This is a genomic window from Streptomyces sp. NPDC041940, assembly GCF_055589465.1.
Window position 1 is genome coordinate 39,424 of record NZ_JBVJBP010000030.1, and the last position, 14,021, is coordinate 53,444.

At 71.3% G+C, this 14,021-nt stretch carries 15 protein-coding genes and 2 pseudogenes; 10 read left to right on the forward strand and 7 right to left on the reverse strand.

The window, feature by feature from the left end; translation table 11 throughout:
• Positions 1 to 7: 7 nt before the first annotated feature.
• The 4 genes from msrB to ACZ6I3_RS35845 all read right to left on the reverse strand — a co-directional run bounded on the left by msrB (position 8) and on the right by ACZ6I3_RS35845 (position 3,348).
• Positions 8 to 415 (reverse strand): peptide-methionine (R)-S-oxide reductase MsrB, encoded by a 408-nt coding sequence (msrB, locus tag ACZ6I3_RS35830; RefSeq protein WP_469420420.1) that lies wholly within the window; start codon positions 413 to 415, stop codon positions 8 to 10.
• A gap of 14 nt (positions 416 to 429) precedes the next feature.
• Complete coding sequence (gene murC, locus ACZ6I3_RS35835; RefSeq protein ID WP_469420421.1) at positions 430 to 1,821, reverse strand: UDP-N-acetylmuramate--L-alanine ligase; 1,392 nt, start codon at positions 1,819 to 1,821, stop codon at positions 430 to 432.
• 82 nt (positions 1,822 to 1,903) lie between these two features.
• Positions 1,904 to 2,377 carry an indole-3-glycerol phosphate synthase gene (locus ACZ6I3_RS35840; RefSeq protein ID WP_469420423.1) on the reverse strand — a complete coding sequence of 158 codons (474 nt, stop codon included), beginning with the start codon at positions 2,375 to 2,377 and terminating at the stop codon, positions 1,904 to 1,906.
• A 164-nt stretch (positions 2,378 to 2,541) separates the two neighbouring features.
• Positions 2,542 to 3,348, reverse strand: coding sequence for a pyrimidine reductase family protein (locus ACZ6I3_RS35845; protein WP_469420425.1), 807 nt, complete (start codon positions 3,346 to 3,348; stop codon positions 2,542 to 2,544).
• A gap of 37 nt (positions 3,349 to 3,385) precedes the next feature.
• Here ACZ6I3_RS35845 and zapE point away from each other — a divergent pair, with 37 nt between their 5' ends.
• The 6 genes from zapE to ACZ6I3_RS35875 all read left to right on the forward strand — a co-directional run bounded on the left by zapE (position 3,386) and on the right by ACZ6I3_RS35875 (position 9,874).
• Positions 3,386 to 4,486, forward strand: a complete 1,101-nt coding sequence (gene zapE, locus ACZ6I3_RS35850) for a cell division protein ZapE (protein ID WP_469420427.1) — start codon at positions 3,386 to 3,388, stop codon at positions 4,484 to 4,486.
• 199 nt (positions 4,487 to 4,685) lie between these two features.
• On the forward strand, positions 4,686 to 5,111 hold the full coding sequence (locus ACZ6I3_RS35855) for a hypothetical protein (RefSeq protein ID WP_469420429.1): 426 nt from the start codon (positions 4,686 to 4,688) through the stop codon (positions 5,109 to 5,111).
• An 87-nt stretch (positions 5,112 to 5,198) separates the two neighbouring features.
• Positions 5,199 to 5,780: a carbonic anhydrase gene (locus tag ACZ6I3_RS35860; protein WP_469420431.1), complete on the forward strand. Its 582-nt coding sequence runs from the start codon at positions 5,199 to 5,201 to the stop codon at positions 5,778 to 5,780.
• 8 nt (positions 5,781 to 5,788) lie between these two features.
• Positions 5,789 to 7,288, forward strand: coding sequence for a SulP family inorganic anion transporter (locus ACZ6I3_RS35865; protein ID WP_469420432.1), 1,500 nt, complete (start codon positions 5,789 to 5,791; stop codon positions 7,286 to 7,288).
• Positions 7,289 to 7,468: 180 nt separating this feature from the next.
• Positions 7,469 to 8,398, forward strand: a complete 930-nt coding sequence (locus tag ACZ6I3_RS35870; protein ID WP_469420434.1) for a slipin family protein — start codon at positions 7,469 to 7,471, stop codon at positions 8,396 to 8,398.
• Positions 8,399 to 8,488: 90 nt separating this feature from the next.
• Positions 8,489 to 9,874 (forward strand): PhoX family protein, encoded by a 1,386-nt coding sequence (locus tag ACZ6I3_RS35875; RefSeq protein ID WP_469420436.1) that lies wholly within the window; start codon positions 8,489 to 8,491, stop codon positions 9,872 to 9,874.
• A 77-nt stretch (positions 9,875 to 9,951) separates the two neighbouring features.
• On the opposite strand, the gene ACZ6I3_RS35880 is transcribed toward ACZ6I3_RS35875, so the two are convergent.
• Positions 9,952 to 10,437 carry an SRPBCC family protein gene (locus tag ACZ6I3_RS35880; protein WP_469420438.1) on the reverse strand — a complete coding sequence of 162 codons (486 nt, stop codon included), beginning with the start codon at positions 10,435 to 10,437 and terminating at the stop codon, positions 9,952 to 9,954.
• Complete coding sequence (locus ACZ6I3_RS35885; RefSeq protein WP_469420440.1) at positions 10,434 to 10,808, reverse strand: ArsR/SmtB family transcription factor; 375 nt, start codon at positions 10,806 to 10,808, stop codon at positions 10,434 to 10,436. Before ACZ6I3_RS35885 ends, ACZ6I3_RS35880 begins: the two co-directional genes overlap by 4 nt.
• 86 nt (positions 10,809 to 10,894) lie before the next feature.
• Here ACZ6I3_RS35885 and ACZ6I3_RS35890 point away from each other — a divergent pair, with 86 nt between their 5' ends.
• From ACZ6I3_RS35890 to ACZ6I3_RS35905, 4 genes and pseudogenes are all read left to right on the forward strand, one after another.
• Positions 10,895 to 12,412 (forward strand): FAD-dependent oxidoreductase, encoded by a 1,518-nt coding sequence (locus ACZ6I3_RS35890; protein WP_469420442.1) that lies wholly within the window; start codon positions 10,895 to 10,897, stop codon positions 12,410 to 12,412.
• 107 nt (positions 12,413 to 12,519) lie between these two features.
• A pseudogene (locus ACZ6I3_RS35895) lies at positions 12,520 to 12,639 on the forward strand (polysaccharide deacetylase family protein); the annotation flags it as partial.
• Between the two features lie 34 nt (positions 12,640 to 12,673).
• On the forward strand, positions 12,674 to 12,853 hold the full coding sequence (locus ACZ6I3_RS35900; RefSeq protein ID WP_469420444.1) for a hypothetical protein: 180 nt from the start codon (positions 12,674 to 12,676) through the stop codon (positions 12,851 to 12,853).
• Between the two features lie 34 nt (positions 12,854 to 12,887).
• Positions 12,888 to 13,628 (forward strand): peptidyl-tRNA hydrolase, encoded by a 741-nt coding sequence (locus ACZ6I3_RS35905; RefSeq protein WP_469420445.1) that lies wholly within the window; start codon positions 12,888 to 12,890, stop codon positions 13,626 to 13,628.
• A 9-nt stretch (positions 13,629 to 13,637) separates the two neighbouring features.
• Here ACZ6I3_RS35905 and ACZ6I3_RS35910 read toward each other — a convergent pair.
• Positions 13,638 to 14,012, reverse strand: a pseudogene (locus ACZ6I3_RS35910) (darcynin family protein); the annotation flags it as partial.
• Between the last annotated feature and the right edge of the window lie 9 nt (positions 14,013 to 14,021).

The following is a 14,021-nucleotide window of genomic DNA, read 5'->3' on the forward strand; positions in this document are numbered from 1 at the left end:
GGCTGTCTCAGTCCTCGGCGGCGGTCAGGCGCAGCGCGATGCTGTTGATGCAGTACCGCTGGTCCGTGGGCGTGGGGTACCCCTCACCCTCGAACACGTGCCCGAGGTGCGAGCCGCAGCGTGCACAGCGCACCTCGGTCCGCACCATGCCGTGGGCCCGGTCCTCGATCAGTTCCACCGCGTCGGTGTCCCTCGGGTCGAAGAAGGACGGCCAGCCGCAGTGGGACTCGAACTTCGTGTCCGAGGTGAACAGCTCCGCACCGCAGGCGCGGCAGGAGTAGACCCCCTGGGTCTTGGTGTCGGTGTACTCACCGGTGAAGGCGGGCTCCGTGGCCGCCTGGCGCAGTACCGCGTACTCGCCAGGGCTCAGCTCCGCGCGCCACTGCTCGTCCGGCTTCTCGACGTCGTACGGCATGAGCTTCCAGCCCCTCAGTTCGACAGACGGTCCAGGATCAGCGGGCCGAGGTCGGTGACGTCGCCCGCTCCCATGGTGAGAACGAGATCACCCGGCTTCGCCATTCCCGCGACCACCGAGGGGACGTCCGCCTTGTCGCGCACCGGCGTCACGTCCGCGCCCGCCGCCCGGGCCGCCTCGATGATCAGCTCGCTGGTCACACCGGGGATCGGGTCCTCACGGGCCGGGTAGATGTCCAGCACGACCGAGGCGTCCGCGAGGGTCAGGGACTGGCCCATCTCCTTGCCCAGCTCCTGGGTCCGCGAGAAGAGGTGCGGCTGGAAGACGACCAGGATCCGGGAGTCGCCCGCCGCCGCGCGCATAGCCTCCAGGTCGGCGGTCATCTCGGTGGGGTGGTGCGCGTAGGAGTCGATGACCTGGACGCCCGCAGCCTCGCCCTTCAGCTGGAGCCGCCGCTTCACGCCCGTGTAGGCGGCGATCGCCGGGGCCAGCTCGGCCGCCGGGATCCCGAGGGCGACACCCGCCGCCAGCGCGGCCACCGCGTTGTGCGCGTAGTGCCGGCCGGGGACGGAGACCGCGAAGGTCAGCGTCTCGCCGTCCAGCACCACGGTGACCTCGCTCTTCAGGCCCTGCGGCACGACCGACAGGATGCGCACCCCGGCGTCCTCGGACTCGCCGTACGTCACCACCCGCACGCCGCGCTCCGCGACCCGGCGGGTCAGCTCCCGGGAGCCCTCGTGGTCGGCCGCGATCACCAGCGTGCCGCCCTCGGTGATCCGGTCCACGAACGTCTCGAACGACTCGTAGATCTCGTCCATCGAGGCGTAGTTGGCGTGGTGGTCGAGCTCGACGTTGAGGACGATCGCGACCTCGGGCGCGTACTTGTGGAAGCTGCGGTCCGACTCGTCCGCCTCGGCGACGAAGATCTCGCCGTCGCCGTGCAGGGCGTTGGAGCCGGGCGCGTCCAGGTCCCCGCCGATCGCGTAGGACGGCGTCAGGCCCAGCTCGCTCAGCGACACCGCGAGCATCGAGGTCGTGGTCGTCTTGCCGTGCGTACCGGCGACCGCGATCGGCCGCAGGCCCTCCATCAGGGCGGCGAGCGCGTCGGAGCGGTGCACGACGGGGATGCCGAGCGCGGCCGCGCGGGCCAGCTCGGGGTTGTCCTGCCGGATCGCCGACGAGACGACCACACAGCTCGCGTCGTCGGCCAGGTGCTCCGTCGCGTGCCCGATGTGCACCGTCACACCCAGCGCCCGCAGCGCCTCGGCCGTCGCCGACTCCTTCGCGTCACTGCCCGCCACCACGGCCCCGCGCTGGGCGAGGATCTTCGCGATACCCGACATCCCGGCCCCACCGATCCCGATGAAGTGCGGTCGGTCCATGGCGGTGGGAAGGCCGGGTGCCATGCGTGTCTCCCTGGAGGTGTGCGGAACGTTCAGCGGCACAGCCTATGCCGAAGCGTTTGTCTTCGTTGACACCGCCGGCCGGCTACGCCTCACTGTGCGAGAACAGCTTCAGCACCGGCACCCCCACCTTGTGCCGGGCCCGCGACGCCCAGTCCCGGTGGAAGAACTCCTCCACGTAATGGGGGTCGGTCAGCACGATGACCTCGTCCGCGTCGACCTCCTCCACCAAGGACTTCAGCGCGTCCAGCGGATGATCCTCGATCAACCGCCCTTCCGCCCCGCTCCCGGACGCCCGCAGCGCCGCGAGGGACACCTCCAGCGCCCGCTGCCCGACGCTCAGCGCCTCCTCGCCCTCCGGGGTCTCCCCCTCGCGGACGGCGTCGTCGAGTTCGCCGAGCGCGACGTCGTCGATGGCCCGCAGCAGACGGTCCGCCTGCTCGCCGCGCGGCTGGAGCAGCACCTCGAAGGAGACCCGCTCCTCACCGTGCAAGGTGGTGACGAACTCCACGTCGGCGGACGTCAGGGCCTTCTCGATCATCAATACGCTTGTGAACACCAGGCGCCCCTTCTGATCCTTGCGGAAACCATCCTGCCCCGCGTTCGCACGGGAACTGCCGGATCCAGTGTGCCCTCCGGAATCCAAACAGAACGGCATATTCCGAACGTACTGACCGTCCGGCTTCCTGAGCGCCTCTACCCCGTGCCGCGAGGTTCAGTACGTCAGGACCGTCCGTACCTCGTGAACAGGAACCCGTCCTCCTCCAGCATCGACAGCAGCGAGAAGCGCCGCGGGACGGTGACGGCGGGCCCCCCGGAGATGCGCTGGGCGTCACCGGCGGTGAGCATCGGGGAGACGGTCAGACAGAGCTCGTCGAGCACTCCGGCCGCCACCAGCTGCCCCAGCAGCCGCGGACCGCCCTCGGTCAGCAGCCGGGTGTGGCCGAGACCGGCGAGGGCCTGGACGGCACGGGCGGGGTCCACGCCGATGCCGTCCCCGGCGGTCACCACCCGCGCGCCCGCCTTCTCGGCGGTGGCGACGCGGTCCGCGGCGGCCGCGGCTCCCGTGAGGACCAGGGTGGGCACCAGGGGCGAGGTGAACAGCGGGAGCGAGAAGTCCAGGTCGAGGCTGGCGGTGACGACCGCGATGGCGGGGGCGGGGGCCTGTCCGGCCGCCTCCCGCATCGCCGCGAACTCGGCACGCGCGCGGGCCGGCCGGTACCCCTCCTGGCGCACCGTCTCCGCGCCGACGACCACGACGTCCGCCAGCGCCCGCAGCGTGCCGAAGATCCGCATGTCGGTCGCGTTGGAGATGGGCTGCGAACGGCCGTCGTGCTGGGCGGCCCCGTCCAGCGTGGACACCATGTTGGCGCGCAGCCACGGCACCGGCCCCCCGGCCCCCGGCTCGGGATAGCGGTACGCGGCGGCCAGCTCTGCCAGGCCCCACTCCCGCCCGAGTCCCTCCTCACCGGCCGCGCCACCCGGGGCCGGAGCTGCTGTTTCATCGGTCACAGGGAACAGACGTCGCATGCCGTGCAGTGTTCCACGCGCCGTAGCATGGTGAACCGTGTCCTCCTCTCCCGCCCCCTCCGGTACCGGCCCGATAGCCGACGCGGCCCCGCTCTCCCTGTGTGCCCGTGAGCCGCACGTCCCCGCGGATCGGCTGGTCGCCGAGATGGTGCCGCCGCCGCGGTTCGACTCGGTGCGCTTCAGCACGTACATCCCGGACCCGAACCAGCCCAGCCAGACCGAGGCCGTCCAGGTCCTGGAGGGCTTCGCGGCGGGCCTCGACCGCGGAGCGGGCGGTTCCGGCAAGCGGCGGCTGTTCGGTTTCGGCAAGGCGCCGAAGAAGGCCCCGGCCGGCCCGCGCGGTGTCTACCTCGACGGCGGCTACGGCGTCGGCAAGACCCACCTGCTGGCCTCCCTGTGGCACGCCACCCCGGCCGAGCCCGAGCTCAAGGCGTTCGGCACCTTCGTGGAGCTGACCAACCTGGTCGGCGCCCTCGGGTTCCAGAAGACCGTCCAGACCCTGTCCGGCCACCGTCTGCTGTGCATCGACGAGTTCGAGCTCGACGACCCGGGCGACACCGTCCTGGTCTCCACCCTCCTCGGCAAGCTCGTCGACGCGGGCGTGGCGCTCGCCGCCACCTCCAACACGCTGCCCGGCAAGCTCGGTGAGGGCCGGTTCGCCTCGGCCGACTTCCTGCGGGAGATCCAGGGCCTGTCGGCCCACTTCCGCGCCCTGCGCATCGACGGCGAGGACTACCGCCACCGCGGTCTGCCCGAGGCGCCGCCGCCGTACACCGACGAACAGGTGACCGAGACCGCGCACGCCACCGAGGGCGCCTCACTCGACGCGTTCTCGCCCCTCCTGGAGCACCTCGCCCGGGTCCACCCCAGCCGGTACGGCGCGCTGACCGACGGAATCGGGGCGGTGTGCCTCACCGGCGTGCGGCCGGTTCCCGACCAGTCGACGGCCCTCAGGCTCGTCGTCCTCGCGGACCGGCTCTACGACCGCGAGGTGCCCGTGATGGCCTCGGGTCTGCCCTTCGACCAGCTCTTCAGCGAGGAGATGCTGAACGGCGGCTACCGCAAGAAGTACTTCCGGGCCATCTCCCGCCTCACCGCCCTGGCCCGCGACGCGGGCAAGCTGGCGAACTCCCGGTAACCACAACCCCAATACCGCACCAACTGCCGTGGGGCCAAGGGGTGGTTCAGGCCAACCCACCCACGGTTTTCAGGCTCTCTTCAGCTTGAAACGTTAAGTTAACCCTGCAAATGACTTTGCAGGGTTAACGTGTTTCTTGACCAGCCATTGACCAAGTGTTGGTCAGCGCTAGACGTGTGAATCACCTGAAGGGGGGCGCATGTACCGAGGTACGACGGCACGGACCGTGGTTTCGATCCTCGCCGCCGTCCTGCTCGCCCTTCAGTTCTTCGCACCGACGGCGTCCTTCGCATCCGCGCACACACCCCGTAAAGCCGAGGCCAAGGCTCAGCCCGGAACTGAACCCTCCGGCCTGTCCTCGCGACCCGGAACCAAGTCCGGGAAGGCACTGCGCGACGAGATCGCCGGCTGCCGCGCCGGACACCACGGGGACCCGACCGGTCCCCTGCGGACCCGCGACCGGTTCCACCACGCCGACTCCGCGCCCTGCGCGCCGGAGCGGCCCCTGCTGCGGCACATCCCGCCGACAGCACCGGACCAGGTCAGAGCCGGCGCCGCGCACCATCGCGCGTCGAGATCCTCGACGTCGCACACACCGGCAGCGCTTCAGGTCTTCCGCTGCTGAGGAACAGAGTCGTTCCGCCCCCCCCACCACCTCTGTCATGCCCGTCCGACGCGTCCCCATTGCGCGCCAGGAGGAGTCACCACACTCATGCAACCCCTCATCGACAACGCCCGCACGCACGGACAGCGCCCTGAGGAGTTCGCCCGCCTCGCCGAGGGCCAGTCCCCCGACGTCCTGTTCATCACCTGCTCCGACTCCAGGGTCGTCCCGGCCCTGATCACCGGCGCTCGGCCCGGCGAGCTCTTCGAGCTGCGCACCGCGGGCAACGTAGTTCCCCCCTACGCCTTCGGACACCCCACCTCCGAGGCGGCCACGATCGAGTACGCCGTGGAAGTCCTCGGCGTCAAGGAGATCGTGGTCTGCGGCCACTCGCACTGCGGCGCCGTCGGCGCGGTGGTGCGGGGCGACGACCTCACCGGCGTCCCCGCCGTGCGGGACTGGCTCGCGCACGCCTGCGACGAGCCCAAGTGCGCGGACCCGACCGACAAGACGGTCACCGAAGCCGTGCAGAACCACGTCCTGACCCAGGTGGAGCGGCTGCGCTCCTACCCGAGCGTGGAGAGCCGTCTGACGGACGGCCGGCTCCGGCTGCACGCCTGGTTCTACGAAGTGCACACCGGAACCGTGCGGGACCACCGCGCGGACACCGACTCCTTCGAGAAGCTGTGAGGGGCGCCATGACCAAGTTCCCTTACCTGAGGCAGGACTTCACCGCCTCCCTCGTCGTGTTCCTGGTCGCGCTCCCGCTGTGCGTGGGCGTGGCCGTCGCCTCCGGTGTCCCGGCCGAACTCGGCCTGATCACCGGCATCGTGGGCGGCCTCGTCACCGGATTCCTGCCGGGCAGCAGCCTCCAGGTGTCCGGGCCGGCCGCCGGTCTGACCGTGCTGGTCTACGAGGCGGTCGACACCTACGGGCTGCCCGCGCTCGGTGTGATCGTGCTGGCCGCCGGTCTGCTGCAGCTCATCATGGGCGCGCTGAAGCTCGGCCGCTGGTTCCGCGCGATATCCGTCTCGGTCGTCGAGGGCATGCTGGCCGGAATCGGTCTGGTGCTCATCGCCGGCCAGCTGTATGCGACGGCCGGACTGAAGGCGCCCGCCTCCGGTATCGACAAGATCCTGGGCCTGCCCGGGGCCGCGGCCGACGCGCTCGGCAGCACCAAGGCGCTCACCTCCCTCGCACTCGGCGCGGCCACCATCGCGGTGATGGTGCTGTGGAAGAAGCTGCCGAAGCAGGCGCAGGCCGTTCCGGGCGCGCTCGCCGCGGTGATCCTGGCGATCGCGGCCACCGCCGCGTTCAACCTGCCGGTCGCCACCGTCGAGGTGAAGGGTCTGCTGGACTCCATCCAGCCGCCCGGCCTCGACGCCTTCGGCAGCGTGGGGGTCGGCATCATCGGCACGATCATCGCCTTCACGCTGATCGCCTCCGCCGAGAGCCTCTTCAGCGCCGCCGCGGTGGACCGGCTGCACGACGGGCCGCGCACCCAGTACGACAAGGAGCTCATGGCGCAGGGCGCGGGCAACACGCTCTGCGGCGTGCTCGGCGCGCTGCCGATGACCGCGGTCATCGTCCGCAGCTCGGCCAACGTCAGCGCGGGCGCCAAGACCAAGGCGTCCCGGGTGATGCACGGCGTGTGGCTGCTCCTGTTCGCGGCGCTCCTGCCGGCCACGCTGGCCCTGATCCCGCTGCCCGCGCTCGCCGGCATCCTGGTCCACGCGGGCTTCAAGCTCATCCCGTTCCGCAAGATCGTGCCGCTGTGGCGTGAGCACCGGGGCGAGGCGGTCATCCTGGCCGTCACCGCCGTGTCGATCGTCGCGGTGAACATGTTCGAGGGTGTCCTGATCGGTCTGGCCCTGTCGGTCGTCAAGACCGCCTGGGAGGCCTCGCACATCAAGCTCGAGGTCATCGACAAGGGCGCCGGCCCCATCCAGGCGTACCTGTCGGGCAACGCGACGTTCCTGCGGCTGCCGAAGATCCTGGACAACCTGGAGAGCCTGCCGCAGGACCGCCCGGTCGAGCTGGACCTGTCGGGCCTGCACCACCTCGACCACGCCTGCCGTACGGCCCTGGAGAACTGGGCCGAGCGCCACAGCGCCACGGGCACGGAGCCGGTGAAGGTCACGGAGCCCGAGCTGGAGCCGGAGCAGTCGAAAGAGGGAGAGAAGGTGACGGTGGCCTAGCGGCCCGCCGCGACACCGACACCCCGGCCCGGGACGCGCCCTCCAGCGCGCCCCGGGCCGTTCGCATGCCGGTCGCGGGTCGTATGTCCGTCGCGGGCCTGAGGGCATGGCCCCGGACCCCAGTCCGGGCATATCGTTACATAAGCATATGAAATCGGACCTCTGGACGAGGAGGTCGGCATGGTCGAAGAGCTGATGGGGGCGGTGGCGGCGGTCTGCGCCGGTGGCCTCGTGTATCTGGCCGCGGCGGCGCGGATCGTCAAGCAGTACGAGCGCGGGCTCGTCTTCCGGCTCGGGCGCGTGCACGGGGACGTGCGGCGGCCCGGGTTCACCATGATCATTCCCGCGGTGGACCGGATGCGGAAGGTCAACCTGCAGATCGTGACGATGCCCATCCCCGCCCAGGAGGGCATCTCCCGGGACAACGTCACCGTGCGGGTCGACGCGGTGGTGTACTTCAAGGTCGTGGACCCGGCGGCCGCGATCGTCAACGTCGAGGACTACCGCTTCGCCGTCTCCCAGATGGCACAGACCTCCCTGCGCTCGATCATCGGCAAGAGCGAGCTGGACGATCTGCTGTCCAACCGGGAGAAGCTCAACCAGGGCCTGGAGCTGATGATCGACAGCCCGGCCGTGGAGTGGGGCGTGACCATCGACCGGGTGGAGATCAAGGACGTGTCCCTGCCGGACACGATGAAGCGCTCCATGGCCCGCCAGGCCGAGGCCGACCGTGAGCGGCGGGCCCGGCTGATCAACGCGGACGCCGAGTACCAGGCCTCGAAGAAGCTGGCCCAGGCCGCGCGCCAGATGGCCGACACGCCGTCCGCGCTCCAGCTCCGGCTGCTCCAGACCGTGATGGCCGTGGCGGCGGAGAAGAACTCCACGCTGGTGCTGCCCATCCCGGTGGAGCTGCTGCGGTTCCTGGAACGAGGCCACGAAGAGGGCCGGCAGACCCAGCCCCAGGCGGAGGCAGAGGCAGAGGTGGCAAAGGCACCCGAACAGGCACAGGCTTCCCTCGACCAGACACAGGCCTCCCTCGACGCGGCGGAGCACCCTCTCGACAAGACAGAACAGGCCATGGAAGAGCTGCGACGGGCGGTGGAGCAGTGACCCGCGCTACGCGCGTGGTTCACGCCGTCCGCACCAGGTGATAGACACAGCGGGATCACAGTTCCTGTCCGCCAGCAGGAAGGTTCCGCCATGACCAAAACCGGTCGTTTCACCACCACGCGTCGTCAGGTGCTCGCCGGAACGGGTGCCCTGGGCATCGGGATCGGATTCTCCGGTGCCCTGTCCGAACTCTTCACCGGCACCGCCGCCGCACAGGGCCTCGGCCATCACGGCTACGGCCCGCTCGTCCCCGATCCGAAAGGCCTGCTCGACCTCCCGGAAGGCTTCCGCTACCGGGTCCTCTCCCGCGAGGGAGACCGGCTCCGTTCGGGTGAGGGCAAGGTCCCCTCCAACCACGACGGCATGTCGGCCTTCGCGGGCAAGGGCGACCGGGTCCATCTGGTCCGCAATCACGAGAACCGCGCCGACGGCAGGATCCCGGTCCCCACGATCGAGGGCATCACGTACGACCCGGCCGGCAAGGGCGGCTGTACGGCCCTGACGCTGGACTCCCGCAACCACGTCCTGTCGGAGCGCGTCGCGATCGCCGGCACCGCCGTGAACTGCGCGGGCGGCCCCACCCCGTGGGGCACCTGGCTGACCTGCGAGGAGACCGAGGACAAGGCCGGCACCAACGGCTACACCAAGGACCACGGCTTCATCTTCGAGGTCGACCCGGTCGACCCGCGCCGCACCGGAGCCGTACCGCTGACCGCGATGGGCCGCTTCCAGCACGAGGCGATCGCCGTCGACCCCCGGCGGGGGGTGGTGTACGAGACGGAGGACGCCTTCGAGAAGCCCTTCGGCCTTTTCTACCGCTTCCTGCCGAAGAAGCCGCTGGGCGGCCGGGGTTCACTGCGCGCGGGCGGCCGGCTCCAGGCCATGCGGGTGCCCGGCGTGCCCGACCTGTCCACGATCCAGGACATCGGCGCCGAGTTCGACGGCATCGAGTGGGTGGACGTACCGGACCCGCTGGCCGGGCAGACCGCGATCCGGTTCCAGGACTTCGGCCGCGGGGGCATCACGCACGCGCAGAAGCTGGAGGGCTGCTACTGGGGCGGCCGGTCGGTGTACTTCGTGTCGTCCTTCGCCCGCCGCTCGGACGGTTCGGCGGCCGACCACTACGGGCAGATCTGGCGCTACGACCCCGAGCGCCGCAGGCTGACCCTGGTGATCGCCTTCGGCCCCGACACCGACATCCAGAAGCCGGGAGAGTCGCCGGACAACATCTGCCTGGCACCCAGCGGCGGCCTCATGGTCTGCGAGGACGGCAACGGCGCCCAGCACGTCTACGGCGTGACCCGGCGCGGCGAGGTGTACGCGATGGCCCGCGGCAGGCAGAACATCGGAACCCCCGAGGAGCCCGAGTGGGGTGAGTTCGCCGGTGTCACCTTCTCCCCCGACGGCGACACGATGTACGTCAACTGCTACACCCCCGGCACCACGTTCGCGGTGACGGGCCCCTGGCGCCGGTAGCCCCGGCCGCGCTCCCGACCGGGGCGCCGGGTGCGGAACCCGGCGCCCCGGCGCCCCGGCGGACGATCGGGAGAAGGTCAGGCGGCCAGCAGGGCGTCGATCTGACCGACGGCCTCCTTCAGGCCCTCCTCCATGCCCATGGTGACCAGCTGCTCCATCTGCTCACGGGAGTCGAAGAGGGAGCGCATCTCCATGCGGGTTCCGCCGCCGTGCTCGGTGAGGGCGACCCGCACGGAGATGGTCGGCATGTCGTCCTTGGGCTTGCCGTCGTCGTCGGCGAAGCCGTCGGTGAACTCCAGGGCCGTAGGCGCGGTGACGGACGTGATCCGCCACCAGCCGCGGTGCCGGTCACCCTCCGGGCCGGTCATGAAGTACGTGACCTCCCCGCCGGGGGTCAGGTCGTGCTGCTCGACGGTCGCCGGGTAGGTCGGCGGGCCCCACCAGCGCTCCAGCTGCCGGGGGTCGGCCCACAGCCGCCACACCCGCTCGACGGGGGCGGCGAAGTCGGCGACCAGGGTGAGGGTGAGGTGGTCGAGGTCCTTGTCGACACTGGTGACACTCATCTCTCGGGTCCTTCCGTAGCGTCGTTCTCTTCGGTTCCGGGGTCCTCGGCGAGCAGCCGGGCCATCCGGTCCACGCGCCCGCGCCATGCCGACTCGAGTTCGTCGAGGGCCTGGCGTGCGCGGCCCACCGCTTCGGGGTCCGTGCACACGAGCTGCTCCCGTCCGCTGCGCTGCTTGGTGACGAGACCCGCCCGCTCCAGCACGGCGACGTGCTTCTGCACGGCCGCGAAGCTCATCGGATAGGACTCGGCCAGCCGCGACACCGACAGCTCCCCGCGCACGCAGCGGCGCAGTATGTCCCGGCGCGTGGTGTCGGCCAGGGCGTGGAACAGCCGGTCCACCGTCTCGTCACCCAACTCATCTACAACCATTTGGTTGTACATTAGCTCCGCCGGTTCCTTCTGTAAAGCGACACGCCCGCCCACTGAAGCGGACCCTCGGGGGTACTCGGCGACCCATGAGCGAGAACCAGCAGGTCAGCAGCTCGTACTGGCTCGATACGGCACCGGACGGCCACCATCCGGCCCTGACGGAGGACCTGGACGTCGACGTGGCGGTGATCGGCGCCGGGATCGCCGGACTGTGCACGGCGTGGGAGCTGACCCGGGCCGGGCGGAGCGTGGCGGTGCTGGAGGCCGGGCGGGTCGCGGCCGGGGTCACCGGGCACACCACCGCCAAGGTCACCGCCCTGCACACGCTGGTCTACGACAAACTGCGGCGCACCCGTGGCCCCGAGGGCGCGCGGCTGTACGCCCGCTCCCAGTCCGAGGCGATCGAGCGCGCGGCCGGGATCGTCGGGGAGCTGGGCATCGACTGCGACTGGGAGACCCGGAGCGCCTACACGTACGCGTGCGACGCGGGCCGGGTGGACGAGCTGCGCGCCGAGGCACGGGCGGCAGCCGAGGCCGGGCTGGACGCCGAGTTCGTGACGGAGACCGGGTTGCCCTTCCCGGTGGCGGGCGCGGTCCGGGTCACCGGGCAGGCGCAGTTCCACCCGCGCAAGTACCTGCTGGCCCTCGCCTCTGACCTCGTCGGACGCGGTGGGCGGATCCACGAGGACACCGCCGTCCTCGGCCTGGACGAGGGCGAGCCGTGCCGGCTGTCGACCACGACCGGGGCGACGGTCAGGGCCCGGGACGTCGTCGTCGCGACGCACTACCCGATCTTCGACCGGGCCCTGCTGTTCGCCCGGCTGTCGGCGCGCCGCGAGCTGGTGGTGGCCGGGACGATCCCCGCCGACCAGGACCCGGACGGCATGTTCATCACGCCCGACGAGGGCATCCGCTCCGTGCGCACCGCACCCCACGAGGGCGACCGGCGGCTGCTCATCGTCACGGGCGAGCACTTCACGCCCGGCACCGGTGATCCACGGGCCCGCTTCGCACACCTCACCGCCTGGGCCACCGGCCACTTCCCGGACCTGGACGTCACCCACCGCTGGGCCACGCAGGACACCGACCCCACCGACACCGTTCCGCTGGTCGGCCCGCTGCACCCGGGTGCGCGGCACGCGTACGTGGCCACCGGCTTCGGCGGCTGGGGCATGAGCGGCGGCATGATGGCGGGCCGCCTGCTCACCGCGCAGATCACGGGCGAGGAGTGCGCGTGGAGCGGGCTGTACGACCCGCGGCGGCTGCGTCCGGCCGTGCGTGAGGCGCCGTCGTTCCTCAGGACGCAGGCGAAGGTCGCCGGGCACTTCGTGGGCGACCGGCTGCGGCCCGTGCCGCCCGTGGAGGCCCTGCCGCCGGGCGAGGGTGCCGTGGTCCGCGCCGACGGCCACCGCGTCGCGGTCTACCGGGACGACGACGGCTCCCTGCACGCGGTCTCCGCCCGCTGCACCCACCTGGGCTGCCTGGTCGCCTTCAACGGCGCGGAGCGTGCCTGGGAGTGCCCCTGCCACGGCTCCCGCTTCGACACCGACGGCAAGGTGATCCAGGGCCCGGCGACGAAGCCGCTGGAGCGGCGGGACATCTGACGCCCGGGTGACTCCCCCGGTCCGGCCGGCCTCACCCCCGTCTTCGAACACGGTCCCCGCACCCGCGGCCGGACCGTCGCCCTCACCTTCGACGCCGACATGACGAAACGGACCCGGACGTGGTCGCCCGGCAGGTGCTGGACGAGGTGCGGCCCGGGTCGGTGGTCGTCCTGCACTGCACCCGCAGCGCCGCCCCGGCGACCGAACGGGCCGTACGGACGATCGTGGGCCAGCCGCCCCTGACCGCCCTACCCTGGACGTATGAGCGAGGACGACTACTGCCTGATCGCCCCGGCCAGGCCACCCCGGGCGGAGGGACCCCCGTACGCCGAGTGCGTCCTGTGCCGGAGGCCCACGGAATACCCGGAGTCGTACAAGGGCATCACCCTCTGCCCCGTCTGCGAGTGGCAGGAGGCCCAGCGCACGGCCTGCTCGGGGTGACCTGCACGATCTTGCGGCTGGCACACTGGGCTTCGTGAGCGAAGACCCGACGCCCGTGAGCGACAGTCCCTTCCGATCAAAGCCCTCGGTGCGCGACACGGCGCCGCAGTTCGTGCTGCCGCTGGTCGTGCGGATCGAGCGGGCGGACCCGCCGGCGCGTACGGACGCGTTGGAGACGGCCGCGCGGGCGGTGCTGACGATTCTGGGCGACGAGCGGTCGGCCGGGGACGGTGAGTGGGCGCGGGCCATGCGGGACTGGCAGGACGCACGGATCCGCAAGGTGGTGCGGCGGGCGCGCGGCGCCGAGTGGCGGCGGGCCGAGGCGCTGCCCGGCATCACCGTCACCGGCAAGTCCGCCGAGGTACGGGTCTTCCCGCCGGTCCCGCTGGACGGCTGGCCCAAGGACCTGGCCCGGCTCCAGGTCTCCGGCACCGACCTGGACGACCCGGAGCCGCCGGTGGACCCGGACCCGGCCGCCCCCGTCCTGTGGGTGAACCCGGACCTCGGCATGACGGCCGGCAAGGCGATGGCCCAGGCGGGCCACGCCGCCCAACTGGCCTGGTGGGAGCTGACCGGCGAGGAGCGGGCCGCCTGGCACGACGCGGGCTTCCCGCTCGCCGTACGGACGGCCGCCCCGGCCCGCTGGCCGGAACTGACGAACAGCGGACTGCCGGTGGTCCGTGACGCGGGGTTCACGGAGATCGCCCCCGGCGAGACCTTCGCGGTGGAGGGGGTCGACCGTATCCGTGCCCTCGCCCGCGGGGGACGGCCGTAGGACGGCGCGTCAGGTCGTGATGGTGGCTACGGCGTCGACGCCGTAGGTGCGCGCGTAGCCGTTCTCGGTGCCGACGAGGAGGTCGACGACCTCGAACCAGCGGTCCCAGAAGGGGGTTTCCCGCAGGGCGTCGACGAGCAGCTGGTAGGCGTGGTGGTCGTCCGCCTCCCAGACCCAGACGTCGGTGACGCGCGCGGAGTAGAACTCCGTGTCGTAGAAGCGTGAGCGGACGCCTGTGGTCTTGGCCTTGATCACGGGGACGACCTCGGTGGCGAAGGCGTTCACCCGCTCCCGGGGGCTCAGGGCGAGCCATTCGGGTGTGGTCTTGACGAGCATGAAAGCCGTCACGGGCAGGGCGGTTTCCTCGGTGGGCATGGTGGCTCCTTCGGTGCG

Excerpts from the sequence above, each read along its gene's own strand:
- msrB (WP_469420420.1), bottom strand. The coding sequence starts at position 415 with ATGCCGTACGACGTCGAGAAGCCGGACGAGCAGTGGCGCGCGGAGCTG.
- murC (WP_469420421.1), bottom strand. The coding sequence starts at position 1,821 with ATGGCACCCGGCCTTCCCACCGCCATGGACCGACCGCACTTCATCGGG.
- ACZ6I3_RS35845 (WP_469420425.1), bottom strand. The coding sequence starts at position 3,348 with ATGCGACGTCTGTTCCCTGTGACCGATGAAACAGCAGCTCCGGCCCCG.
- ACZ6I3_RS35855 (WP_469420429.1), top strand. The coding sequence starts at position 4,686 with ATGTACCGAGGTACGACGGCACGGACCGTGGTTTCGATCCTCGCCGCC.
- ACZ6I3_RS35860 (WP_469420431.1), top strand. The coding sequence starts at position 5,199 with ATGCAACCCCTCATCGACAACGCCCGCACGCACGGACAGCGCCCTGAG.
- ACZ6I3_RS35865 (WP_469420432.1), top strand. The coding sequence starts at position 5,789 with ATGACCAAGTTCCCTTACCTGAGGCAGGACTTCACCGCCTCCCTCGTC.
- ACZ6I3_RS35870 (WP_469420434.1), top strand. The coding sequence starts at position 7,469 with ATGGTCGAAGAGCTGATGGGGGCGGTGGCGGCGGTCTGCGCCGGTGGC.
- ACZ6I3_RS35875 (WP_469420436.1), top strand. The coding sequence starts at position 8,489 with ATGACCAAAACCGGTCGTTTCACCACCACGCGTCGTCAGGTGCTCGCC.
- ACZ6I3_RS35880 (WP_469420438.1), bottom strand. The coding sequence starts at position 10,437 with ATGAGTGTCACCAGTGTCGACAAGGACCTCGACCACCTCACCCTCACC.
- ACZ6I3_RS35885 (WP_469420440.1), bottom strand. The coding sequence starts at position 10,808 with ATGGTTGTAGATGAGTTGGGTGACGAGACGGTGGACCGGCTGTTCCAC.
- ACZ6I3_RS35890 (WP_469420442.1), top strand. The coding sequence starts at position 10,895 with ATGAGCGAGAACCAGCAGGTCAGCAGCTCGTACTGGCTCGATACGGCA.
- ACZ6I3_RS35900 (WP_469420444.1), top strand. The coding sequence starts at position 12,674 with ATGAGCGAGGACGACTACTGCCTGATCGCCCCGGCCAGGCCACCCCGG.